This window comes from Paenibacillus sp. S150 (genome assembly GCF_019352175.1).
Taxonomy (GTDB): domain Bacteria; phylum Bacillota; class Bacilli; order Paenibacillales; family Paenibacillaceae; genus Paenibacillus_AQ.
In genome coordinates this window covers 37,011-62,607 of the sequence record NZ_JACBYI010000026.1, presented here as the reverse complement: position 1 = coordinate 62,607, position 25,597 = coordinate 37,011, and the positions used below count along the sequence as shown (strand labels likewise).

13 protein-coding genes are annotated in these 25,597 nt (G+C 53.4%); 7 read left to right on the top strand and 6 right to left on the bottom strand.

Annotation, left to right across the window (positions count from 1 at the left end; all coding sequences use genetic code 11):
* Nucleotides 1-375: 375 nt before the first annotated feature.
* Nucleotides 376-2,121 (bottom strand): alpha-glycosidase, encoded by a 1,746-nt coding sequence (locus HYD27_RS21040; protein WP_219218414.1) that lies wholly within the window; start codon nt 2,119-2,121, stop codon nt 376-378.
* Between the two features lie 936 nt (nt 2,122-3,057).
* Between HYD27_RS21040 and HYD27_RS21035 the strand changes: the two genes are divergently transcribed.
* From HYD27_RS21035 to melA, 6 genes are all read left to right on the top strand, one after another.
* The gene (locus HYD27_RS21035) at nt 3,058-4,383 is read left to right on the top strand and encodes a sugar ABC transporter substrate-binding protein (RefSeq protein WP_219218411.1); all 1,326 of its coding nucleotides are present in this window, start codon (nt 3,058-3,060) and stop codon (nt 4,381-4,383) included.
* A gap of 113 nt (nt 4,384-4,496) precedes the next feature.
* Entirely contained in the window at nt 4,497-5,810 is a 1,314-nt protein-coding gene (locus HYD27_RS21030) for a sugar ABC transporter permease (RefSeq protein ID WP_219218409.1), read from the top strand.
* Entirely contained in the window at nt 5,807-6,655 is an 849-nt protein-coding gene (locus HYD27_RS21025; RefSeq protein ID WP_219218407.1) for a sugar ABC transporter permease, read from the top strand. The genes HYD27_RS21030 and HYD27_RS21025 overlap by 4 nt, the downstream gene beginning before the upstream one ends.
* A gap of 98 nt (nt 6,656-6,753) precedes the next feature.
* Nucleotides 6,754-8,808, top strand: coding sequence for a methyl-accepting chemotaxis protein (locus HYD27_RS21020; RefSeq protein WP_219218405.1), 2,055 nt, complete (start codon nt 6,754-6,756; stop codon nt 8,806-8,808).
* Nucleotides 8,809-10,467: 1,659 nt separating this feature from the next.
* Nucleotides 10,468-11,391 (top strand): AraC family transcriptional regulator, encoded by a 924-nt coding sequence (locus tag HYD27_RS21015; RefSeq protein WP_219218467.1) that lies wholly within the window; start codon nt 10,468-10,470, stop codon nt 11,389-11,391.
* A 108-nt stretch (nt 11,392-11,499) separates the two neighbouring features.
* Nucleotides 11,500-13,005 carry an alpha-glucosidase/alpha-galactosidase gene (melA, locus tag HYD27_RS21010; protein ID WP_219218404.1) on the top strand — a complete coding sequence of 502 codons (1,506 nt, stop codon included), beginning with the start codon at nt 11,500-11,502 and terminating at the stop codon, nt 13,003-13,005.
* 362 nt (nt 13,006-13,367) lie between these two features.
* Here the strand turns inward: melA and yhbH are convergent, their stop codons facing one another.
* The 4 genes from yhbH to HYD27_RS20990 all read right to left on the bottom strand — a co-directional run bounded on the left by yhbH (nt 13,368) and on the right by HYD27_RS20990 (nt 23,822).
* Nucleotides 13,368-14,531 carry a sporulation protein YhbH gene (gene yhbH, locus HYD27_RS21005; RefSeq protein WP_219218466.1) on the bottom strand — a complete coding sequence of 388 codons (1,164 nt, stop codon included), beginning with the start codon at nt 14,529-14,531 and terminating at the stop codon, nt 13,368-13,370.
* Between the two features lie 103 nt (nt 14,532-14,634).
* Nucleotides 14,635-16,320: a DUF11 domain-containing protein gene (locus HYD27_RS21000; protein WP_219218402.1), complete on the bottom strand. Its 1,686-nt coding sequence runs from the start codon at nt 16,318-16,320 to the stop codon at nt 14,635-14,637.
* Nucleotides 16,317-23,039: a DUF7507 domain-containing protein gene (locus tag HYD27_RS20995; protein ID WP_219218399.1), complete on the bottom strand. Its 6,723-nt coding sequence runs from the start codon at nt 23,037-23,039 to the stop codon at nt 16,317-16,319. The genes HYD27_RS21000 and HYD27_RS20995 overlap by 4 nt, the downstream gene beginning before the upstream one ends.
* Before the next feature lie 153 nt (nt 23,040-23,192).
* Entirely contained in the window at nt 23,193-23,822 is a 630-nt protein-coding gene (locus HYD27_RS20990) for a class I SAM-dependent methyltransferase (protein ID WP_219218397.1), read from the bottom strand.
* Nucleotides 23,823-24,042: 220 nt separating this feature from the next.
* On the opposite strand from HYD27_RS20990, the gene HYD27_RS20985 reads away from it, so the two are divergent.
* Nucleotides 24,043-24,951, top strand: a complete 909-nt coding sequence (locus tag HYD27_RS20985; RefSeq protein ID WP_219218395.1) for a hypothetical protein — start codon at nt 24,043-24,045, stop codon at nt 24,949-24,951.
* A 118-nt stretch (nt 24,952-25,069) separates the two neighbouring features.
* Here the strand turns inward: HYD27_RS20985 and HYD27_RS20980 are convergent, their stop codons facing one another.
* Nucleotides 25,070-25,528, bottom strand: a complete 459-nt coding sequence (locus HYD27_RS20980) for a hypothetical protein (RefSeq protein WP_219218394.1) — start codon at nt 25,526-25,528, stop codon at nt 25,070-25,072.
* Nucleotides 25,529-25,597: the final 69 nt, after the last annotated feature.

Genomic DNA, 25,597 nt, shown 5'->3' with positions numbered 1-25,597 from the left:
CGCCGATTTCTGACGGATTAGTGATACTTTTTCCCACTACGGCTGCTCCGGGGGCACAATGAGATAGATTAGTGATACTTTTTCCCACTACTGGAGCTGCGTGAGCCGGATGAGCAGGATCAGTGAACGATTTGCAATATGAGAGCTACGGTGAGCCGGATGAGCAGGATCAGTGAACGATTTGCAATATGAGAGCTACGGTGAGCCGGATGAGCAGGATTAGTGAACGATTCCCCACTATGAGAGCTGCGGTGAGCCGGCAAACGATTGCTTAGCGGTGCCTTTTTCTCTCACCGATAGCTGTTCAGCTTCGACTGGGATCAGCACCCGACAAGCGCGGTTAGTTGCCCGACGCACAACACTTGCCGCATTCTGCTACACCAGCGCCTTAAGCACTGCATATCCGCAGGCCGGCAGCTTGATGGACAGCTTGCTGCGCCCGGCGCGCAGGGATTCCCCGGTGAGCAGGTTCTCCCAGCTGCGGTCCTCCACCTCCAGGCGGAACGTCTGGGCCGTTTCCTCTGTGTTGATCAGCACCAGGATAATGTCATCTTCCAGACGGCGCTCATAGGCCAGCTTGCTGCCCTGCGGTCCCGCTTCCAGGAAGGTGAAGGACCCCGTGCGGAGCGCAGGATGGCTGCTGCGGATCTCAATCAGCTTGCGGTAGTAGCTGAACAGTTCCCGGTCCTGCTTCTCGGGATTCCATTCCATACATTTGCGGCAGCCCGGATCGCCTTCGCCGTCCATGCCGATTTCATCCCCATAGTAGATGCAGGGCGTGCCCATGAAGGTGAACTGGAACAGGGCGGCGAGCTTTTGCTTGTTCTTGTCGCCTTCAGCCAGGGTTAAGAGGCGCGGCGTGTCATGGCTGTCCAGCAGATTGAAGGCAACCTCGCTGGCCTGCAACGGGTAGCGGGAGAGCTGTTTGCCGATGGCGTTGGCGAAGCCTTCCGCGTCAAGTGTGCCGTAGACGAAGAAGTCAAGCACCGCATCGGTGAACGGGTAGTTCATCACCGCGTCGAATTTGTCGCCTTCCAGCCAGGGGGCCGATTCATGCCAGATTTCACCCAGTATATAGGCCTCGGGATTTGCCCGTTTGACCACCTTGCGGAAATCGCGCCAGAATTCATGGTCTACCTCGTTCGCCACATCCAGCCGCCAGCCGTCAATGCCCACCTCGGTAATCCAGTATTCAGCGACCTTCAGCAAATATGCCTTTACTTCGGGGTTTTCGGTATTCAGCTTCGGCATCAGCGGCTCGAAGGCAAAAGCATCGTAGGTTGGAATGCTGTTCACCACCTGCAGCGGAAACTCGCGGACATGAAACCAGTCTTTGTACGGGGAAGCTTCCCCCTTTTCCAGCACATCTACAAACGGTGCAAAGGTACGGCCCGAATGGTTGAAGACTGCGTCCAGCAGCACGCGGATGCCGCGTTCGTGGCAGGCGGCGACCAGCCTTTTCAGGGTGGCAGCATCACCGAAATGCGGATCGACCGTCATATAGTCTTCAGTGTCATATTTGTGGTTGGTGGTGGCGGTGAAGATTGGCGTGAAGTAGATTCCGGTAATGCCCAGCTCGCTTAAATGATCGAGATGGTCCATAACCCCTTGCAGGTCGCCGCCGAAGAAATTAGTCGGTGTAGGCGTTCCGCCCCAGGGCTGCACATTTGCCGGGTTCCGTCCGGGATCGCCGTTCGCAAACCGTTCAGGGAAAATCTGATAAAAGATGGCGTCCTTCACCCAGGCCGGCGGAGTAAAGACATCGCCGCGGTTTATGTACGGGAATTCAAACAGCCGGTTGGGATTCGCCGGGCGCTCGGTCTGGAAGTCGCTTTCAGTCATCCAAATGCGTTCATGCCCTTTTTGCAGCAGAAAACCGTATTTCAGCCGCCGATGCTGGGGGACCGAAGCGCATTCCCAATAATCGAACATCGCATCTGAAGTGAACAGCGTCATCGGGATCAGCTCTTTAGTGGCATCCCAGGCGTATTTGTCGCCTGCCCAGGCGAATACCTCGGTTAAATCTCCCTTTTTGGCGCGCAGGCGCAGGTGAATGGTCTCGTGGTCATAGGCGTAAGACCAGTTTAACCGCGGGCGGTGGTAAACAGCTTCCAGTAACATGAATGATTCCTCCTAAAAGTTTTGTAAGCCAATGCTTCCTGAATGTACTCCGTACAAAACTTGCTTCGAAAGCATAAGCCAAAAGTTTTGTAAGCCAATGCTTCCTGAATGTACTCCGTACAAAACTTGCTTCGAAAGCATAAGCCAAAAGTTTTGTAAGCCAATGCTTCCTGAATGTACTCCGTACAAAACTTGCTTCGAAAGCATAGGCTAAAAGTTTTGTAAGCCCAAGCTTCCTGGATAACTTCGGGCAAACCGGCTCCGGAAGCCCCCGGCCAGGTCTATGGAGGGGCTTTTTGTGCCTTGTTGCACACTTTTCGTGCCTGTTTGCGCCAGCAAATGGTTCTCTGCCCATAACAAAAAGGCACAACTGCCGCCGGGTAGCTTGTCCGAGGTTGTACCTTTTTGAAGTAACATTGCCTTTTAGTTGTATGCAGTTATGCCGTGTCCAGGAGCAGGCTGCTTATAATGTTTTGGATTATAGCACGGAATAAGCAAGGGTTCAATACTGTAGTTCAAACCATTGCACAAAATTTCGCAGAAGAGAAAACCGGTTTTCTCTTGAGAAAATGAGTAAAATATTATCAATATATACATTTTATATGAAATAAAAAATCGTAAAATCAATATTTAGTTAATAAATCACTGTAAAACACAAAGAATAAGAGTTTTCCTCTGAAAAAGAGAGGAAAACCGGTTTCTCTTTATAAAAATGATCAAATTCGGTGAAATACACTGAGTGCAAACGTTTTTACAATTAACATTCCTATTGTATTATGGAATAGGTAATGAAGCGCTTTCTAGAACTTGTTGAAGCGTATACATAGGGGAAGTCAACGAATACATACTTTTTTTTTGAAACCCCTGAAATCGTTTGCGCAAGATCTGGGGCATTATGCGTGAAGAAGGCTACAAAAACAAGGAGGGGTTAAGGCAATGGAATTGAAAAAGCTCATGGTATTAACCGCAGCGTTCTCTATGGCAGTGTCCATTACTGCATGCGGCTCTGGCAACAACAATGGCAATAACGGGGGAAATACGGCGGCAACCAATGCACCGGCAAGCAATGATGCTGCGAACAGCGGCAATACTGCGGCTGAAGGCGGGATTGTACCGGAAGACGGCGCATCGCTGGTCATATGGGAAAGTAAAGAAGAGAGACCCTTTGCAGAAGAAATCGCCAAGCAGTTCACAGCCCAATATAACGTTCCAGTCAAAATTGAAGAGGTGGCACCGCCGGATCAGGTAGGCAAGCTTACGCAGGATGGTCCATCCGGCCTGGCGGCAGACGTTGTGCTGATCCCGCATGACAATCTGGGCAAAGCCGCAAGTGCGAGTCTGCTGCTTCCAAATGATATCTTTGCCGAGCAGACCAAAGCCGGCAATACGGAAGCATCCATCGTGGGCTCCTCTTACGACGGCGAGCTGTACGGCTACCCGCGGGCTGCAGAAACCTATGCCCTCTACTACAATAAATCTTTGCTCCAAGAAGCTCCCAAATCCTTCGATGATGTTATCGCCTTCAGCAAAACGTTCACGGACAAGGCCAAAAACAGATACGGGATTATGTGGGAAGTCGGCAACATGTACTACGGCTACACCTTCATCGCAACTACCGGCGGCTACCTCTTCGGTAAAGACGGCACGGATAAAGACGACATCGGCCTGAATAACGAAGGTTCCATCGAAGGTCTGAAGACCTTCGCCAAGCTGAAGGAAATCCTGCCGATCAAGAGCGGAGATATCAATGCCGATATTAAACGCAGTCTGTTCAGCAGCGGCGACGTAGCAATGGACATTACAGGTCCTTGGGAACTCGCAGCCTACAAAGAAGCATTGGGCGACAATCTGGGCGTTGCCCCGATTCCTACGATTGACGGCAAGACAGCAGTCTCCTTCTCCGGCATCAAAATTTTCGGGGTCAATGCTTATACCCAGTATCCAAATGCGGCTAAACTGTATGCTCAGTTTGCCTCCGGCAAGGAGGCGCAGCTTCTGCTGAACCAAATGATCGGCTCGATTCCAACCAACAATGAAGCGCTGGAAGATCCGCAAATTACAGGCGATCCGTTCATTTCCGCTTTTGCAGAGCAGGCCAAGAGCTCCCAGCCGATGCCGTCCATTCCGGAAATGGGCAATGTATGGAGTCCGGTGAATGCGGCGCTTCCGGAAATTTGGGATAACAATGCTGATCCTAAGGCGGCAATGGACAAAGCAGTACAACAGATCAAGGAGCTGAATAACGGTACGGCAGCTCAATAGCAGCAGTTTTCTAACAGCAAAACAACAGCACTTAGTGGAATCAATTCGCCCGCCGCTCCAAGTAGCGGCGGGCGGTTTCCTGAATTCCGCGCGGAGAGGAGAACGGAAGGGAAATGCAGCGACACCGCAGCAGAGCCGCAATACTGTCGACCATCTTTATGGGATTGGGACAAATATATAACCGCCAATTCATCAAGGGACTTATTTTTTTAGCCGTAGAGGCAGGAGCTCTAAGTTATTTTATTGCTAATTTGGGAAGGTCTTTGTGGGGCATAACTTCCCTCGGGGATTCGCCAAGCCGTCTGGAAAAGGTGAACGGGATCGCCAAAATGGTGCCCGGAGACCATTCTATCGTTATTCTGATTGAAAGTCTGATTACCCTGCTGTTTTTTGTGTTATTCCTGATTGCCTGGTCTATGAATATTAGGGATGCCCATAAAATCGGAGAAGAACGCGAAGCCGGTCGTCCGCCGAATACATTCAAGCAATCCGTGCGCTACATTCTGGATTACAAGTTTGCCCAGAGCTTTTTGCTGCTTCCGGGCATAGGTATTTTATTTTTTACCATCATGCCGATTATTTTTATGATCATGCTGGCCTTTACGAATTACGCCGCACCGGATCACATCCCGCCGGCTAAACTGGTGGATTGGGTCGGGTTTGAAACCTTCCGCAATCTGCTGGTCCTGAAATCCTGGAGCCATACCTTTTACGGAGTACTTACCTGGACTATCATATGGGCGGTTCTATCGACCATAACTACTTATTTTGGCGGGCTGCTTGTCGCTCTGCTCATCAACCAAAAAGACATCCGCTTCAAGGGCTTATGGAGAATGATTCTGATTGTGCCTTACGCCATCCCGCAGATGATTTCACTGCTGCTGATGCGCAACCTGTTCAACGGACAGTTCGGCCCGATCAACCAGTATCTAGGCTACTTCGGGCTGGGCGGGCTGCCTTGGCTGACCGATCCGTTCTGGGCGAAGGCCACCGTCATTATCGTCAACATGTGGGTGGGGATTCCGGTTTCCATGCTGCTGATTATGGGCGTCCTGACTACGATCCCGCGTGATATGTACGAAGCCGCCGAAGTGGACGGGGCTACCAATTATCAGAAATTCCGGATTATTACGCTGCCGATGGTGCTGTTCTCCACCGCGCCTACGCTGATTATGCAATTTGCCGGGAATATCAACAACTTTAATGCGATCTACCTGCTGACTGCGGGAAATCCGGTCAACGGAAATTACCAGTATGCCGGGTCAACGGACCTGCTGGTAACGTGGCTCTACAAGCTGACGCTGGATCAAAATAAAAATAATATGGCTTCCGCGATAGGGATTATACTCTTCATCATTGTCGCCGGGTTCTCCCTGTACAATTACCGCCGGACCAAGTCATTCCAAGAGGAGGACATGATTCAATGACCATCGGACGCAAGCTTGCGGGCTTTGTTCGCTTAAGCCTTAGTTACATCGTTCTGGTTGCCCTGGCGATTGCTGCAATCTATCCGGCGCTCTGGATTCTTCTGGCATCCTTCCGGCCGGGCAAATCCCTGTACAGCAAGACGCTGATTCCTGAACATTTCACCCTGGACCACTACAAGGAGCTGTTTACTTCACCGGTTTATATGTTCGGAACCTGGTATGCAAATACGCTCAAGATAGCCGTGTTCTCCATGCTGATTGGTGTGGTGCTGACTCTGCTGACCAGCTACGCTTTATCCAGATTCCGTTTCAAAAGCCGCAAGACTACCATGTCGACACTGCTTATTCTCGGGATGTTCCCGGGGTTCATGAGCATGATTGCGATTTATTTGCTGCTCAAGGAGTTCCATTTGCTGGATACGCATCTGGCGCTGATTATCGTCTACGCGGCAGGAGCGCCGCTTGGCGGCACGCTGATCGCCAAAGGCTTTCTGGATACCATCCCGCGTTCACTGGATGAAGCGGCGCGGATTGACGGAGCCAGCAATTTCGGGATTTTTGCCCGGATTATCCTTCCGCTCTCCCGTCCGATGATTACCTATATGGCGCTGACCCAATTTGTCGGCCCATGGGTGGATTTCATTTTTGCCAAGCTGATTCTGCGGACCAAAGAGAACTGGACGGTTGCTGTCGGGATGTGGGATATGGTGAACACGATGCAGAACTCCAATTTCACATTGTTCGCAGCGGGGGCAGTGCTCATTTCCGTGCCGATTATGATTTTGTTCGGCTTCCTGCAGCGGCTGCTCGTTGACGGTTTGACCGCAGGTGCCAGCAAAGGCTAGCAGTCTCATTTGCTTCATGGACCACCGAAACACAGGTACAGCCTTTACGTGTCTATTAAGGGTTGTACCTTTATTTTTTCATGAGGAGCGAGTGTGTAATGAAACGGCCGCGCAACATACGATTTAGATCGGTAGGCATCAAGTTGTTCGTTATTTTGTTCTGTACGATCGTGCTGCTGTCCTCTGTTCTGGGCCTGACCTCCTATTATGCCGCCAAAGGCATCATCACGGATGAGGTTGCCGCGGCATCCTCCCAGTCCATCGTTCAGGCGGCAGACAAGCTGGATTTTCTGTTTGCCGAATATGAAGCGCTTTCCAGACAGTTCGCCGTGGATTCCGCGTTAAAAGCAGACATGGAGACGGTGAGTAATCCGGAAGCGGGAACCGTAGCCAAGGCGGCGGCTGAGGACCGGATCCGCCGCAAGCTGGACTCTGTGAAAGGCTCCGATGAGCGGCTCATGGGCATCCGGCTGGTCTCCAGAAGTCTGGTGGATGCCGAATCCTACAAGTCTACAGGAATCAGTGCTGTCCGCAGCGATGAAGGCATTCTTGCAAGAATGGGGCAGATTGATGGCGCCAAAGGCAATCCGGTCTGGTTCCCGGTAAGGACCAAAGGCTTCTTTGATGTGTACGAGCAGTCCTCTTTGACAATGGGGCGGCTTTTGCGGAATATACAACATCCCGAAGCGGAGTATTACATGCTGATTGAAATCAAAGGCCAGGCGCTCACGGATGTCCTGTCCAACCTGCATATCGGCCTTGCCGGAGAAATCCGTATTCTGGACTCTGAGGGAAGCATTGTGTACGGTGCGGACAATGAGCAATTGGGCGAGTCCTCCTACATACAGCCTGCAGCCGAACCGGGGACGGAACAGGGGAACTCCTTCACAACGGGCAATGAGCAGGGCACACCGCAGCTTGTGGTGCACCAGCCGCTGGATACGGCGAAGTGGACCCTGATGGGGTATGCTCCGGTCAGTGATTTCACCAAATCCGCCGGCCGCCTGCTCTACATTACACTGTCGGTTGTCCTTGCGGCGGCTGTGATTGCACTGCTTATCGGCTACATTCTGGTGCGTCTGATCGGCCGTCCGCTGGGCAAGCTCGCCCGGCTGATGGAGGAAGGCGAGCAGGGCAATCTGCAGGTGCGCACCCATTTCAAGGGCGGGGATGAGATTGGACGGTTGGGCCACAGCTTCAACAAGATGATGGAGCAGATCTCGTTACTGGCGGGCCAGAGCAGCAATTCGGCGGCCCGGGTGCTGGCCACCTCGGAGCAATTGGTTATCGCATCCAGTACAACCTCCACCCATGCGAGAGAGGTGGCTGCCGCAACGGGTGAGATTGCCGCAGGAGCAGCGAGCCTGGCGCTCGAAGCAGAGAGCGGCAACCGGAACGTGGAGATGATGAGTCTCCGGATCAAGGAAGTGACGGAGATCAACAGCGCCATGGATGCCTCGGCGGAGAAGGTGATCAAGGTCAGCGACCAGGGAGCGGAACTGATGAAAACGCTGGTGGCCCAGAGCGAAGCCACGGTGCGGATGATGGATTTAATCCAGGAGAATTCGGTGAGGCTGCGAGAAAGCAACCATTTCATCCGCAGCATTCTTACGCCGATGATTGCCGTCAACAAGCAGACGAACATACTGGCGCTTAATGCTTCCATCGAAGCGGTCAGGGCCGGAGCGGCCGGAAGGGGATTTATTGTAATCGCCGACGAAATCAGAGGCCTGGCCAATCAGTCCAACGAGTCGATTGCTTCGGTGTCCAGGATTACGGAAGAGATCAGCGGCCATATTGAAAATACGGTCCAGGTTGTCGGCGAGACGGCTCCGCTCTTTCGTGAACAGATTTCCTCCGTACGGGAATCTTCTATTATATTTGAAAACGTCCGGGCGGAGATGGAGCAGTTCATCGGCTATTTGAACCAATCGTCGGCTTCCATTGCGGAACTGACGGAGTGCCAGCTGCTGCTGGGAGAATCCATGGCGGGTGTCCGGGCTGTAGTGCAGCAGACCAGCGCTTCTACTGAGGAAGTGGCATCGATGTCCTCACAGCAATTCGTCGTGAGCGAGGAGCTGGTGGCTCTGTCCGGCAAGCTGGAGGCGCTGGCTGAGGAACTGAAGCAGTCGCTGGTTTCTTTTCAAGGCTAAACGGAAATCATGTGCTAAATCTGTGAATTCGGCTTCTGTGCTTCCGGATAAACCGGCAGCGCGGGGGCTTTTTGGAAATATAAGACCCCCATGCCGCTGCGCGGCATCACTTAGGAATGAAATATCGCTGCGGCCGCGTGATTACAGGGCAGAATTTATATGCTTTGCGCACTACATTATCCTCCTATTTCCCGCTGAAACGGTGCCGTCCTTAAAAAGGACGGCGCAGCTGTTTCTGCTTGAAAGATAAGAATTTATCCTGAATTTCGAAAGTAAGTATCCACAAATCACCTAAAAGCTCTACACGAAGGGATTTCTTGCTAAAAACAGCCTGCACCAAATGGGTGAAGGCAAAAAGAGGGTTTATCCCTTGTCCGATCTGGATGGGTTCAATTCGCTTTCGAAATTCAGGTTTATATGCTTCACGTTATAAATCAGCCTTATCTTTCTCGCTGAAGGGGCTGACCCAAAAGCCATGAAATGGCTGCTTGGGTCAGCCCTTTTTTAGTCGCAGGATATACGTAGGTTTTTTGGAGTGGAAGCTCCGCGAACGGACCGTTGTCTGGGTCGCTGTGCTCTCCAGATTAATTTCATTCCCCTTAGCGGTGAAAATCCGGAGACCCAGGCGGCCGCTGCCGCTGTTCCGCGAGTCCGTCCATCCGCTCCGCTGTTTAAGCGGGAAGCGGTTCTGTCATCTTTAAAAAACACAATAAAGAAACTTGATTTATCCTGAATTGAACCGGCGAACCAGAACAAGCGGATGGAACGCAAGGAAGAGATTCATAGGGGACTGAAGCGAAGCGGAAAAAGTAACACTAATGGGCTGGAATTCTGGATTTAACAGGATTTAGTGGGATTTTGTACACTTAATGGAGGCCATCTCCCCCCATATGGCTGATTTCAGCCGAATTAGTTGTACTTTTTCCCACTAGGGATGATCCAGGATCCGAATGCGGTGGATTAGTTATCCTTTTTACCACTAAAATGGCTGCCCTTTGGATAAATGGTTCAAGTTCATCTTAATGTAGGCGTATTCCTCTGTAAGGGGGCGAAACGGATCGATTAGGTATTCTTTTTCCCGCTAACCCTTGCGAAAAAGCGGCTGGGGAATATGAGGTGACCTTTTCCACTTGGCTTCCCGCATGGCTTCAGCAGCCAGCCTTACGTCTGAAAATGCAAACAGCTGCGCTGCCCGGTCAGGGACGGCGCAGCCGTTTCTGCTTGAAAGATAAGATTTTATATGTTTTGGGGAAGCGAAGCTTATCCGCTATTTCACGGCTGCGCTGTATATGAAAGAATGGACCGGGACTTCGGCCAAGCAAACTGCGGTATTGCGTTGGCCGCAGCGGGCAGATAGAGGGAATCAAAGGCAGAAGTACCTTTGAATTCGCCCGAAGGCGGCTGGACGGTGAAATCAGAGGCAGAAGTGCCTTTGATTTCGCTTGAAGTGGGCTGGACGAGGGAATCAGCGCGAAATGTTTCTTCCTCCCCACTGAAATGGCAGTATTCTTATATAGGCCGATAGGGGTCTTTCTCTCCTGGCCTGTTTCTGCTGTGGCATCCTCACCCTTGTCCCGGCAAGGTTCAAGGGATACACTGTGCATATAGAAGGGCTTGGATAAATCGGCAGATTGATAGGAGGGGATTTACTTGCCGGAACTGAACGGAAGCCTGTTTCAGCAGGCTCTGCTGGACGGAGAGTACGGGCCGCATTTTTTTGCCTACTATTATAAACAGTGGAATCCATACACAATGGCGTACCATCAGCATAATTCCACGGAAATTATGTATCTGATCTCGGGGAGCTGTGCAGTCGATGTACGGCAGCACACGAATGTGGAGGAGCGCTTCCGCCTGAAGCGGGGAGAGCTGATCATGCTTGATGCCAATGTGCCGCACCGGCTGATGGTGGAAGAAGGAAGGTCATGCCGGATGCTGAATGTCGAATTCGGCTTCACGGCATCCACGGGGGCGGCTCCTTCCATCGCCAGGCTGGCAGAGGAAGAGGAGGAATTGGCCGGACTGCTGCGCGCCCCATTCAGCAGTCTGGTGCTGCCGGACCCGGAGGAGGTATTTCATGTGCTGAAATCGCTGGTACTGGAGCTGGACCAGCACGGCGGAGAAGGACAGGGCAGCCTGATGATCCGGCTGCTGTTCGCTGAGCTGCTGCTGCGCTTGTCCAGACTGCGCCGGGAGCAGCAGCAGGCCAGCCAGCAGCCTTCACAGCTCTATGTGCGGCGTGCGATTGAATTCCTGCATCAGAACTATGACCGCGGCATTCAGGTCAAAGAGGTTGCCGCCGAGGTCAGCCTTCATCCGGGCTATCTGCACCGGATTTTCCGGGCGCATACGGGCCGGACACTGACGGATTACCTGAATATGCTGCGTATGGAGAAGGCCAGAATGCTGCTCGGCCAGAGCGAAATCCCGGTGGCGGAAATCGCCGACTATGTAGGCATCGGCAGCAGGCAGTATTTCCACCTTCTGTTCAGGAAGTACACCGGCTGTACCCCGGTGGAGTACCGGAATTCGATGGAACGCTTCTCGTGGAGCAATTCTCCGCCGGAGACTACTGGAAAGTGAGGATTATTGACAGGTTATCGGCAAAATGGTCATGATATTGGTAACGCTTTCCGCGGTCTCCTTGCTACAATGGACGGGTAGAATTCATTCATTGGGAGGATGATGGCAATGTCTTTCAAAGTAGCTTTTATCGGGGCGGGGAGTATTGGCTTTACCCGGGGTTTGCTGCGTGATTTGCTGATTGTACCGGAATTCAAGGAGATTGAAGTCTCCTTTATGGATATTAACTCTCATAATCTGCAGATGGTCACCGAGCTGTGCCAGCGGGATATCCGGGAGAATGGACTGGATATCGTTATATCGCCAACCACGGACCGCAGAGAAGCGCTCAGGGATGCCAAGTACGTATTTTGTACTATTCGTATGGGTGGTCTGGAGGCTTTTGCCACCGATGTGGATATTCCGCTGAAGTATGGTGTGGACCAGTGCGTGGGCGACACCTTGTGCGCGGGCGGCATCATGTACGGGCAGCGCGGGATTTCTGAGATGCTGGATATTTGCCGGGACATCCGCGAGCTGGCTGCGCCGGATGTGCTGCTGCTCAATTACTCGAATCCGATGGCAATGCTGACTTGGGCCTGCAATAAATATGGCGGTGTGCAGACAATCGGGCTATGCCATGGGGTGCAGCATGGACATCAGCAGATTGCCGAGGTTTACGGGCTGGAGAAATCCGAGGTGGATATCATTTGCGCCGGAATCAATCACCAGACCTGGTACATTTCCGCGAAGCATCAGGGCAAGGATCTGACGGCAGGCTTGCTCGAAGCCTTCGAGAAGCACCCGGAATTCAGCCGGACGGAAAAGGTGCGGATCGATATGCTGCGCCGCTTCGGCTATTACAGCACGGAGTCCAACGGGCACCTGAGCGAATATGTGCCGTGGTACCGCAAACGCAGCGGTGAAATTATGGACTGGATTGATCTGGGAAGCTGGATCAACGGAGAGACCGGCGGCTATTTGCGGGTATGCACCGAGGGACGCAACTGGTTCGAGACTGATTTTCCGAATTGGATGAAGGACACGGCGCTGGAATACACGCCCGGGAGCCGGGGCGAAGAGCATGGCTCCTATATTATTGAAGGACTGGAGACGGGCAGGGTATATAGAGGCCACTTTAATACCGTCAATAACGGCATTATCGCCAATCTGCCGGATGATGCCATTATTGAAGCGCCCGGGTATGCGGATCATAACGGCATCTCCATGCCGCTGGTCGGAGAACTGCCGCTGGGTCTGGCCGCGGTGTGCAATGCCAGCATCTCCGTACAGCGTCTGGCTGTGGAGGCTGCGGTGCATGGCGACGACAAGCTGCTGCGCCAGGCCTTCATGATGGACCCGCTGGTCGGCGCGGTCTGCAATCCCAAGGAAATCTGGCAGATGGTCGATGAAATGCTCGTTGCCGGGGAACAGTGGCTGCCGCAGTACGGCCCGGCAATTGCCGAAGCGAAGGCGCGTCTTGCGGCCGGCATGCTGGTGCCGACCCTTGCCGGCAATGCCGGAGCTGCGCGTCTGAAGGTGAAGACCGTGGACGAGATGATGCAGGACCGCGAGGCGGCCAACAAAAATGCCGGAGAATCCGACAAGGGCAAGGACCGCGAGAAGGTGCGCTGACGCGCAGATGGGGCCGGAAGCAGAGAAAATGTGCTTCCGGCCCCTTTCCAATTACATGATTTATACACTCTGTTACTTGGCGGCCATGTCATTCAGCCAGTTTTCTCCTTCTCAAAGTCCATGAATATTTTTGGCGTACTGTCCGGGTCCTTCCGGTTCGCCCTTCCATAAGCTTCCTTCCATTGCTTAAAAGCCCGTCAAGCCTGCTCATTTCAGTCCGAACGACAAAAATTCCCCCATCCTTAATCCTGTATTCTTTCTTGCGGGAATCCTCAACGCCCCTGAACGGCTCTATCCAGCCCCGTCCCTGTGCTGCGGGACAGGTTTTGGCCTTTTTTAGAGATGTGCGCACGATTTCAGGGTTACTGCTGTACAGCATCTCTTTTACCGAAAAAAGTCTTCAGCGCCTGATACACCTCCTTCTTATCCTTAATCACATAGTGCATGAACTGCTCCTGCTTCAGATGGCGGTAGGCGGACATCAGGGTGCTGCTGCGGTTGTATTGATTGACCTCGCCGTAGCCGAACATGTTGCTGCGCTTCAGCAGCTCGCCGATCAGCTTGACGCAGCGTTCGTTATCGGAGGTCAGATTGTCGCCGTCGGAGAAGTGGAAGGGGTAGATGTTGTATTTGGAGGGCGGATAACGGCTGTCGATAATTTCCAGCGCTTTCTGGTAGGCCGAGGAGCAGATGGTTCCTCCGCTCTCGCCGCGGGTGAAGAAATCATGCTCGCTGACCTCCTTGGCCTCCGTGTGATGGGCCAGAAACACAATCTCCACCTTCTCGTACTGGCGGCGCAGGAAGCGGGTCATCCAGAAGAAGAAGCTGCGGGCGCAATATTTTTCGAAGGTGCCCATGGAGCCGGAGGTGTCCATCATCGCAATGATCACCGCATTGGAATGAGGCACCGTGATATCGTCCCAGGTTTTGTAGCGCAGGTCGTCGGGACTGATGCTGTGAATGCCGGGATTGCCCCGGCTGGCGTTGCGCCGCAGATTCTCGAGCAGGGTACGCTTCTTGTCGATGTTGGACATCATGCCTTTTTTGCGGATATCGTTGAATACAATGGATTTGACCTCGATCTCTTCCTGTGACTTGGGGGCAAGATGGGGCAGCTCCATATCCTCGAACAGAATGTCCTCCAGATCCTCCAGGTCCACCTCCGCCTCGACGGTATCCTGGCCCGGCTGGTCTCCGGCCTTGTCTCCCCTCCCCGGCTGGGCGGACTGGGAATCGCGGCCGAGCACATCTCCGACCTGGCTTTCGCCGTCTCCCTGGCCGACATGCTTCTGCTTGCGGAAATTGTAGATAATCCGGTACTCATCCAGACTGCGGATCGGCACCTTAACGATTTGCTTGCCGTCGGACATAATAATATTCTCTTCGGTAACGAGGTCGGGCAGATTATCTTTAATGGCTTCCCGGACCTTTTGCTGATGACGCTCCTGATCCTGATGGCCTTTACGGTGAAGGGACCAGTCTTCTTTGGATACAACGAACGTGAAATGACCGGATGATTGCGGCAGGATGACCACCTCCCATGGAATATAAATCTAAGGGCACTAGCAGTAATGCAGGGCAGGGTTGTAACTAAAGTATATTCAGAGGGAGGGGGGATATGTGAACTGCTTATTCGCTGATTTCTTCGATGATCAGTTTATAGCTGTTCGAATGGGCTTCGCCGGAGTAACTGCGCCCGTCCATAGTGTACAGATACAGTGCGGTCATGAACCCCTGAAGGGCAAGGCCAATATAACCCTGATCGATTCGGACAGTATATCCCATCTGAGCGGTTTGCCCCGGATGCATCATTCCCATCTGAGCCATGCCGCTGTACGGGGGTTCAGGTGCGGTGAGCGCACTGATTGTAACATTGCCCGTCTCCATGGTGCTTCCCGCGGGAACCAATTGTATTACCGAAACCTCAGCCGGCCAGTTGCCGCTGTTGGTGACAGCAATATTGAATTCGGCAAGGCCGCCGGGTTCAACAATTGGAGGTTCACCTGTTATTTCGATGGAGATAACAGGTGAGAACACCTGGGTGACTACTGTATTGGAGGGCTCCATTTGTCTTACAATACGCCCATCCGGCAGCGCATAAGTATACTGCACACTGCCTTGATTCTGGATGGCGGGCAGCTGGAGGAAATTGAACTCGGCAGGGATGGAGACAAGGAAGTCGACAACGCTTGCAGATTCTGCTCTTAAGGTGCCAAGGGGAATGCCTTCTCCCGGCCGGACGCCCTTCTGTGCATTTCCATTCACATTCACGCTATCCCAGACAAACAGCGTTCCCGGTGGGAGAGCATCGGCAAGCAATGCATCCACTGCCAGCTCCCCGCTGTTCCGGACGGTGAGCTCATAACGCAGATTTTCGCCGGGTACTGCATTGAATCTATCCACGTTCAGGCTTACTGACAGTCCGGATTGAACAACAGCTATTGTGACTATGTTGCTCTCAGTACGATTCATATCGTCATCAATGCCGTACGAAACAACCGCTTGGGCGGTTAATACTGAGGAGCCGGGCATTGAGGCCACGCGCACCTGATAGGATAGCTCTGAGGAGGTGCCCGGGTCCATCGCCGCAAGATTTATACCTATATCCGGGTCCGCGTTAGGGGAATAGACACCGTTTGCGATGACGCTTCCGGGAATAAATACGGTTCCCTCCGGGACAGGGATAGTTGCCAGCATCCTTGCCAGCAGTCGCGTTCCCTCGTTCCTTAGCCGCAGTGTGTAAGTTACAGCATCTCCGATAAACGAAGTAGGTGTGCTTGCGTCCAGCAGAATGGAGAGCTGGTGGGAGCGCAGGGATACCGTAACCTGATTTGAGAAAATTTCGCCCTCCACCTGCCTCCCGTCCGGAGTGGCAAAGGAATAGGCGGCTCTGGCCCTGTTGCTCAATTCCAGCGAAGGAGGCAGCGTAACAACAATGACTTGAAAGGCAATGCGGACCTCCGTCTGGGGAGAGAGTGTTCCCAGCGGGATGCCGGAAGCGGGGGAGACCCCGGGCAGGGGGACTCCGTCGCGCAGCACACTGTTGGCGATAAAGGCAGCACCGGGAGGCAGGGCATCCACCACTGCAGCCACCGCCGGCACGTTGCCTTCATTGCGGGCGGCAAGTGTATAGACCAGACTGTCTCCGAGGGAGGCAATGGTCTGATCCGCGTTTTTCAGCAAGGAAAGAACAGGTCCCACAATCCGGGTGTTGACCGTATTGGAATAAGCAATCGAATCTGTTCCTGCGGCGGAGCTGAACAACACCATGGATTGATTCGTCACAACAGGCTGAAGGCGGGCAGATGGACTCATGTCTCGATTACCTGCACCTGGAAGGTGATTGTGGAGGAGGCACCTGCTGCAATCGTTCCAATCTCGATGCCGGTAGCAGGGCCCACACCGGGACGGACGGTTCCGTCTACTGTAACACTGCCGGTGACGAACTGGCTGCCTGCCGGGATCGGGTCGACCACGACGACATCATTGACAGGAACCATCCCGTTATTCGTGACCACAATTGTATACGTAATGATGTCCCCGACGACCGCATCGATAACAGGCGTGCTCTTGACTGCAGTTACATCAGGAGAGGACACCGGAATGACCAGCACATTCGACAAGGAGGAGCCCGAGAGCAAGCGTCCATCTGGCGGACTGAACGTAAAGGCGGAGGAAGCCTGGTTCGCAAGCTGCTGCGGTGACGGCAGCGAAGCGACAGTGACCTGCATGGTGACCGTTACGGTGACCGATGCATCCGGAGCGACGGTTCCGATACTCAGTCCACTCGCTGGATCAGCGCCCGGCTGCGGTACACCGTTCAAGAGCACGCTGTTGGGAATAAATACCGCACCCGGTGGAATGGTGTCTGTAATCGTGACAACCGCAGGAAGGTTTCCTGTATTGGTGACATTCAGGAAATAGGTTACGGTATCTCCTACCGTTGCGTTTAGGGTATCCGCACTTTTGACAATATTAATGAACGGCTGGTACACCGGTATCGCAAGAATGTTGGAATAGGAAGCGCCTGAGAAGGCTCCCGAGGTAAAGCTGACGGAAGCCTGATTGTTCAGAATAGCTGGTACAGGCAGTGCATTGACAAGGAGGCCGAAGGTTGTTTGAACCGTTGACCCCGGAGCGATAGTTCCCAGAGAAATGCCGTTGGCAGGATTGGCACCGGGCAGTGGAGTTCCGTCGACGACTACGCTGCCGCTGACAAAGGAAGCGCCCCCGGGAACGGGATCGCTAAGAACTACATTACTGATAGGAGTGATGCCGCTGTTGGTAACTGCGATGCTGTAATTGACGGTATCCCCTATGACAGCATCGGTTGCAGCAGCAGTCTTGACGACTAGTACATTTGGCGAAGAAACCCAGATCTGATTAATATTGGAGACCGATGACCGGTTGAAGACCCGGCCATCCGGAAGCGTATAGGCATTGGAAACTGCAGCCTGGTTAGTCAACTGCTGGCTGGCTGGCAAGGTATTGATTACGACGGAAAATACAGCGGTAAGGCTTGCGCCGGCGGCGAGCGGGCCCAGCGAAACTCCGTTGGCAGGATTGGAGCCCGGAGAAGGGATGCCGTTGATCAGTACGCTGTTGGCGACAAATGTGGAGCCGGCGGGAATAGTATCCGTTAAAGTGGCGGTTGCCGGATAATTGCCCGTATTGCTGACATTGACCGTATAGATGATCGTATCCCCGACCGTTGCGTTTACGAAGCTCGAGCTTTTGGCTGCATTAATAACCGGCTGATAGACCGGTGTCGTCACAATGTTGGAGAAGGCTACGCTGGAGAGTGTGCCGGAGGTGAAGCTGACCGAGGACTGATTGTTCAGCAGTCCGGTTGCCGGCAGCAGGGTGACCGTTACGTTAAAATTCACGGTTACAGAAGCGCCGGGTGCAATGGTGCCTATATTTACACCTGTAGCCGGGGACGCGGCAGGACGCGCAACACCATTCACCAGCACACTGCCCGGGACAAACGCAGTACCGGCAGGAAGCGCATCTGTGAATACAACATTATTGACAGCAGCAATCCCGTTGTTGGTCAATGTCACCGAATAAGCGATGGTATCTCCAATGGTGGTGGAGGTTGTTGTGGTGGTTTTGACTACGCCGAGATTGGGATTGGAGACAGGAATCGTAATCGTATTGGACAGCACTGTGTCCCCAAGCGTCCTTCCGTCGGGCAAGGTGAAGCTGTAAGCTGCGGTTCCCTGATTCACAAGCAGCTGCGGTGAGGGCATTGAGGTAATGATTACAGAAAAGGCGACCGCTGTGGTTGCTCCCGGAGCAATCGTTCCCGCCGCAATTCCTGTGGACGGATCAGCCTGCGGAAGCGGAAGGCCGTTAATCAGCACACTGTTCGTTTCGAACGTTGTTCCGGCCGGAATGCTGTCGGTTACAGTCAGATTCGCTGGGTAATTGCCGGTGTTTCTAATAGTCAGAGTATAGGTTACGATGTCGCCGACTGTGGCATTTGCAGTACTGGCACTTTTGACTGCAGAGATATTAGGCTGGAAAAAAGGGATGCTGACCGGATTAGAGAAAGTGGAACCCGAAAAGGCAACGCCGGAAGTATAAGTGACGGTAGCTTGATTGTTGATTGAAGCGCTGGCCGGAACAGATGTGACCGCTGCGCTGTAGGATACTGTAGCGGATGCGCCGGATGCCAATGTACCGATGGATACACCGCTGGCAGGGTTGGCTATCGGAAAGGAGACACCGTTCACCGAAACACTGCCGGGCATAAAGGTTGTTCCGGGAGGTGGAGGGTCGCTTAGCTGCACACTGTTGACGGGATCTATCCCCGTATTGGTGATATTGATGGAAAAGACAATCGTATCCCCGAGAGCTGCTGCAGTGGAGGTTGTGCTTTTCACTACGGCGATATTAGGCGCGGAGACCGTCACTGCCACCGTATTGGATAATGCCGTACCTGTCAGCAGACGCCCGTCAGGCGGTGTATAGGCGAAGGTTGCGGAAGCCTGATTGACCAGCTGCTGCGGAGAAGGAAGCGAATCGATAATAACGATGAAGCTGACAATCACACTGGTGCCAGGAGCGACAGTACCGACAGCGATGCCGGTATCCGGTGCTGCTCCCGGCTGGGGAAATCCCCCGACAATGACACTGTTGGGATCGAAGACGGTTCCGGCCGGAATAGTATCTGTCAGGGTTACATTTGCGGCGAGATTGCCGGTATTGCTGACAAGGATTGAGTAAATGATTAAATCCCCTACGGTTGCGTTAAGATCATTGGAGCTTTTGACCAAAGAAATCTGCGGCTGAATGACCGGTGTGGATGTGATGTTGGAAGAAGAAGAGCCTGAGAAGACACCGGAAGTAAAACTGACGGTTGACTGGTTGTTAATCTGTGAAGGAATCGGCATTGTTATCCTCACCTCAAATGTTACGGCAACTGAAGCCCCCGGGCTCAGGCTGCCGATTGGAATGCCGGCGGACGGAACTGATAGCGGCTGGGAGACGCCGCCCACAATTACGGTTCCGGGAATAAAGGCCGCATTCTCAGGCAGAGGATCGCTGAGAATGATATTGCTGACGGCAGCAATGCTGTTGTTCGTCAGCACAGACGTGAACGTAAGGATGTCTCCGGTAACGGCATCAATGGCGTTCACGCTTTTCACCACACTGACATTGGGTGCGGAGACAGGAACAGCGAGCGTGCCCGATGCGGCATTTCCTCCCAGCAGCCGCCCATCGGGCAGGGTGAAGCTGAAGGCGGCTGCCGCTGAATTAAGCAACTGCTGGCCTGGAGGCAGCGCGGTAACGGTAACCAGGAAAGCGACAGCAACGCTGTCGCCCGGTGCGAGCGGCCCTACAGGAATGCCTGTCGCCGGGCTGAAGCCCGGCAGCGGCGTGCCGCCAATGCTCACACTGTTGGCTTCGAACACCGCTTGCGGCGGAAGAGCATCCGTCAGATTAAGCGTAGCAGCAATGTTTCCGGTATTGCTGACCAGGATGGAGAAGGACAAGGAGCTGCCGACGGAGGCCTGAGCGGCGTTCGCGCTTTTAACAAGTCCGATAATTGGAATGAAGACAGCTGTACTCGCCGTATTTGACAGCGCGGTGCCGCTGAAGGCACCTGAGGTGAAGGAAGCGCCGGCCCTGTTCGCGAACACTGCCGGATTCGGCAGGAAGATCACATTCACCTGAAAGGTCACGGTTACCGTTGCACCCGTTGCGATGTTTCCCAGCGTAATTCCGGCACCTGGGTTAGCGGAAGGGGCTGGTGTACCGTTCACTGTGACGCTGCCTGCTACAAATGCCCCGCCGGATGGAACCGGATCGGACAGGACCACGTTATTTACAGGAACGCTGCTGGAATTGAAGACCGTTACTGTGTAGGTAATATACTCCCCCACTGCAGCGCTGGTAAGGTTCACACTCTTGAGAAGAGTAATGCCCGGTGCCGATACCGGAATACTCACTGTATTGGACAGGCTTGCTCCTGAGAGAGAGCGTCCGCTCGGCAACTGATAGCTGTAAGTGCCGCTCCCCTGATTATTCAGGACAGCGGGAGAAGGCAGCGACTGCACTAAGGTTAAGAAAGTGACGGTGACTGTTGCTCCGGGGGCCACGGCTCCCAGCGTTATTCCCCCTGCCGGAGAATCCGACGGACGGGCGGCTCCATTTACGGTGACACTGCCGGACACAAAAGCCGATCCTGCCGGAATGTTGTCGCTTAAGGTTACTGCAGCCGCCAGATTTCCCGAATTCTGCACCTGCAAGGTGTAGAGTACATTGCCGCCCACAGTAGCGCTGGCCGTATTCGCGTTTTTATTGATTCTGATGACCGGCTGGTAGACGGGCGAGACTGTTGTATTAGACTGAGTGATCGCAGTGAACGTACCCGAGCTGTAGGAGGCGGATGAGCGGTTGGAGAGCTGTGCGGGTGAAGGAACAGAGGTAACATTCACCTGGAAAGTGACGGTGACGCTGGCGCCGGCGGCTATAGTGCCTATATTTATTCCTGTTCCGGGGTCAGCAGTTGGACGTGATGATCCGGCAACTGTGACAGATCCGGAAACGAAGGCGCTTCCAGCAGGAATTGGATCAGACAATACCACGTTGGTGACCGCCGCAACCCCGTTATTGCTGATGACCGAGGTATACAGCAGAATGTCGCCTACGGCAACATCAGGGAAGCTTGCGCTTTTCACTACGGCAACATTCGGCAATGAAACAGGAATCGTCAGCGTATTCGAGGCGGCTGATCCGGGCACTGTGCGGCCGTCCGGAACCAGGAAGGTATAAGCTGCAGTCGCCTGGTCTACGAGCTGCGGCGGTGAAGGAAGACCGTTCACCGCAACCCGGAACTGGACTGTTGAGCTTCCTCCGGCGGCAATAGTGCCTATGGCTATGCCATTAGCGGGATTGCCGGCTATTGGAGTTCCGTTCACGGTAAAGCTGCCGGGCACATAGGAGCTGCCGGCGGGAATATTATCGGTAATTGTGGTGGCGGCCCCAATGTTGCCCGTATTGGAAATCTGCAGTGTGTAGGTAATTTGATCACCGACGGTTGAATTTGTCGTGTCCGCGCTTTTGACAATTCCAAGGACAGGCGAGTAGACCGGCAGAGAGGCTGTATTCGAAGGAACAACTCCGGATATTGTCGATCCGCCGGCTACGCTCTGGAACGTAAATGCAAGATTGGCCGTATTGGCAACGATCTGCGAAGCGGGCAATGAAGTGACCCTGGCTTGATATGTAACCGTCACAGAGCTGTTGAAATTAAGAGTTCCCAAGGGAATGCCCGCTGTTATATCGTACGAAGGCCTGGATACACCGGCCACCGCAACACTGCCCGCCACAAAAGTTAAGCCTGCCGGCAGGGCATCCGACAATACGGCTCCGGTCGCATTGGCAGTGCCGGTATTGCTGACCGTTACAGTATAAGTCACGGTATCCCCGACAATCGTCCCCGCCACATTTGAGCCTTTGGTTAAGGAAATTTTGGGGGCATTGATATCAATCTGCAGCGCATTTCCGTTGACAACATAGGCATCACCCGAGGTAGTCAGTGTCAATATGGCAGAAGACTGATTGTTGACCAGTCTGGCCGAGACATCGACATTAGTGATATCCCAGCCTTGACGGCCGGCACTGATATTGGTCCCCGGACTGCCGTTCGTTTGATTTCGGGTTCCGAAGGTTCCGTTGGTATTGAGCGCTCCGGCGTCGTTATTGATCTGTGAAGCGAAAAAGTTGGTGGCAAAGTTATTGGGACCCGACAATGCCGCTTGTGCAGATGAGGTGGGACCGAACAGCGCCTGATCTCCTGAACGGTTGGCATCGCCCTCCTGTGCGCTGAACAGGATTCTGCCGCCGAGTACCCCGGACACTGGAGTAGCAAACCCTGTAATGGTTGTGGTCACAGGGGCGGAGCTGGCCTGCACGAGCACGGCGCCTGCCCGCAGCGACATATTACGGAAGGGCAGAGACGGATTCTGGTAAATTACGCCCAATGTCCAGCCCGCATGATTGGCTGTGGCATCTCCGGTAATGACGATTGTGCCGACGACACCGCCAGTGATATAAGTCCCGGCCCCGGCTGCTTGAATAATGCTGGTCACATTGGCGGAACGGACATAGGCGAAGGCGCCCCCGCCCAAATTGACGGAATTGCTGGTTTCTGTGTCAGGTGACACACTGAAGACAGATCCCGCAGGGGTGGTAAAGGAGACCGGATTGTTGATCGCTGTGCTCAGATTGACGGAACCGTTAATATAGGTACCTGCCCAGATTAGCTCAGCGTACAGAACTGTGCTTCCTGACGGTATCGTCAGGATGGCGGCAGAGCTGTTGCTTGTATAAAGGCTTGTAGTTCCGGCGGGATATGTCCCGAAGGTGGATGCAGTATTCACCGTGGTGAACGCCCCGATACTGTCCTGGGTGCCCGGAGCGCCGGTTGTATCCGAGCGGCTTAGCCCCAGTGTGTTGCCCGTGAAAGTAATGGCGCCTGTAGCGTTTATTGTGGCCCGAACGACTAGAGGAATGATTTTCACCTCCTTGTAAACATACTGTGCTAAGAGGACAATAAAAAAAGCAGACCGTCTCCTGTAAGAGAACGGTATGCAATGACTTGTGTGGTAATAGTATATGACATAAATTGGGAATACTTGTTTGTCCATTTGGCATATGACTAAATATAATATTGTCTATTCCATGTTCGGCCGTCTCCTTGCAAGGAGGGCGCGCGGTTCGGGGTATGCCTTGCGGCTCATGGCTTCAAGCTCTGCTGCTGTTGTTGGTTTCTTAATCACTGCAAAATGGTACATAATTTCATGAACGACATTGGACTGGAGCGTCTTCAGGATTTCCAATTCCACGGCTTCATAAAACGTGTCGTTAAAAGGATATTGGTAGAACAGCTCCATTCTCATCAGCCTGTAATCAAAGGGCGGCACAGGCACCGGATAATCCGGGATCTCCGGAGAAACGGCTCCGGCGGAAGGCTGGAAAAAACTCCCTGTTAAATAACGGGGAGTATACTCGTCAAATTTTTGCTTGAACAGAGGATTGGAAATATGGGGAAAACTGTGGGCATAAGGCGCGAGGATGCAGACAACGGCTTTATGAGTGCTGATCCGGTAAATTTCCGCCATCACCGCAAATAAATTGTTCACGTACGGCAGGATGCGGCTGGCCATAACAAATTCGGCAGCATTGTCCGGCAGCGGGATTCCTTCATTAATATCGCATACGATATCCACTCCGGGGCATACTTCGCGGCCGATTCCCAGATAACCGGATTCTTTGCCGGAAACGCAGCCGATATCGATTTTCAAGGAAATCACTCCTTCAGGGGATCACTCTTAAGTAAGGCTCATCACCATTGTATTAATTTCACAGCCCGCTGCTTCCGGCGTATGCCTATCCACAGAATAAACGGTCTTGTGAACTTAAAGCGGCAGGTTTATGCAACCCTGGAGCAGGGTTAAACGTTTATAAGGGTAAGCCCAGACCAGATTATAACATTCCCGCCTAATCAAAGAGGAGGCAGTCAACATGAAATCCCAACGCAAATTACCTGTTCTTGCGGCAATAGCTGTTCTGATGCTGGCTATAACCGCTTGCAGCAGCAATACCCCGGCCGAGGCGCCGGGAGAGCCGTCGCCATCAGCCTCTCCGGCAGAGAATACGGCTCAACCGTCCCCCGGACCTTCCGCTGAGTCCAGTCCTTTCCCCGGACAGGAAACGCAAGCGATTCAGGGTACGGGTATCTATGTCGGGCAGATTGATAATCACTCCGTAGAGATCAAGACAGAAGAAGGGGCCACCGCATTTGAGCTCGGCGCGGGGCTGGAGAAGGCTCCCGATGCCCTGAGTATGGATGATCCGGTAGTCTTCGAATATGTCGAGCGCAGTGTGGAAGGTGACAGCTCCGTTGTCCAGCGGGTGCTGTCCAAGCTGGAGAGGTCCGCAGGCAGCGGCAGCGCAGCGCCTTCTGCTGAGGCTCTTCCCCAAACCAGGCGGATCACTCTGACACTGGAGGGAATGGAGGAAGAGAAGACAGCGGCCCTTGCCGCCGGAAACGGATACTCACTTTATGTTTTTGATATTTTCACCTTTGATGCGAAGACGGATAAATTAGCCATGAAGGTAGATCCCGAATATTACGCAGAGATCACCAAGCTGCCTTCCGGCTTCAATCTGGATGCCCTTAAACTTGAGGGGGAAGAGGAACTCTCCTCTACAGGCCAAGTAACCGAACTTGATCAGAAAGACCGTGACCGGCGGATGACCGGCGTCCGGCTTTACCTTACTGCAATGAAAACGGGCCTGACCCGCCAGTATGTTGTGAAGGAGGTTGACGGGCAGGGCTATTTGATTAAGCTGAACATTCCGCAGCGTGAAGCTTCCGAGGGCTTCGGGCCTCATGTCTACGCTTCGCTGGACAGCATAGTCAGCGATTAGCCGGGTTCCAAGCTGAGGTGCATCCAGAGCTGTCTGCCTGCAAATGTGCACACAAAAGGACCGCTTCCGGGAATGCCGGAGCGGTCCTTTTGTGTGCAGCGCAGAGTAGCCCGGAGCCTTAAGCGGAGCCGGCATTAACGAGTACGGTGGCAATCAGGAGCATAAACAGCAGCAGGATGACTCCATTAATGATTGTGCCGATGATTGCAAAAACCTTGCGGCGCCTGCGGAGGGTGAGTCCGATGATGCCGGTGACCGCACCGATCACATTAACCGCCGCCAGAATGAGTACAGACATTCCAAGGTAGAAAATAGCCTCCGCATAATCCGCAATGAACGAGTCGCTTCCGCTTACGACGGAGGAGGAGCGGACACCTACAAATACAAAGGCGATAATATAGCCTGCTACGGTAATCATCGCGATAACGAACGAGGCAATTCCGGGTCCGGAATGCTTGAGATCCCGTTTGCTGTCCCCATACAGGGTCTGCTGCCCGGGCGGCATTCCCCAATCCGGGGAAGAACCGTGCGAGTGGGAGGAGGAAGGGTCCTTTTGGGGCGGAGAATAATCGTCCATGGGCGGCACTCCTTGTGATTGAAATGAATAAAGATTGATAATATCCACTTTTTCACAAGTCAGCGGCAA

Coding starts and splice junctions, on each gene's coding strand:
- HYD27_RS21040 (WP_219218414.1), bottom strand. CDS start 2,121: ATGTTACTGGAAGCTGTTTACCACCGCCCGCGGTTAAACTGGTCTTAC.
- HYD27_RS21030 (WP_219218409.1), top strand. CDS start 4,497: ATGCAGCGACACCGCAGCAGAGCCGCAATACTGTCGACCATCTTTATG.
- HYD27_RS21000 (WP_219218402.1), bottom strand. CDS start 16,320: ATGAGTCCATCTGCCCGCCTTCAGCCTGTTGTGACGAATCAATCCATG.
- HYD27_RS21025 (WP_219218407.1), top strand. CDS start 5,807: ATGACCATCGGACGCAAGCTTGCGGGCTTTGTTCGCTTAAGCCTTAGT.
- HYD27_RS20980 (WP_219218394.1), bottom strand. CDS start 25,528: ATGGACGATTATTCTCCGCCCCAAAAGGACCCTTCCTCCTCCCACTCG.
- melA (WP_219218404.1), top strand. CDS start 11,500: ATGTCTTTCAAAGTAGCTTTTATCGGGGCGGGGAGTATTGGCTTTACC.
- HYD27_RS21035 (WP_219218411.1), top strand. CDS start 3,058: ATGGAATTGAAAAAGCTCATGGTATTAACCGCAGCGTTCTCTATGGCA.
- HYD27_RS20985 (WP_219218395.1), top strand. CDS start 24,043: ATGAAATCCCAACGCAAATTACCTGTTCTTGCGGCAATAGCTGTTCTG.
- HYD27_RS21020 (WP_219218405.1), top strand. CDS start 6,754: ATGAAACGGCCGCGCAACATACGATTTAGATCGGTAGGCATCAAGTTG.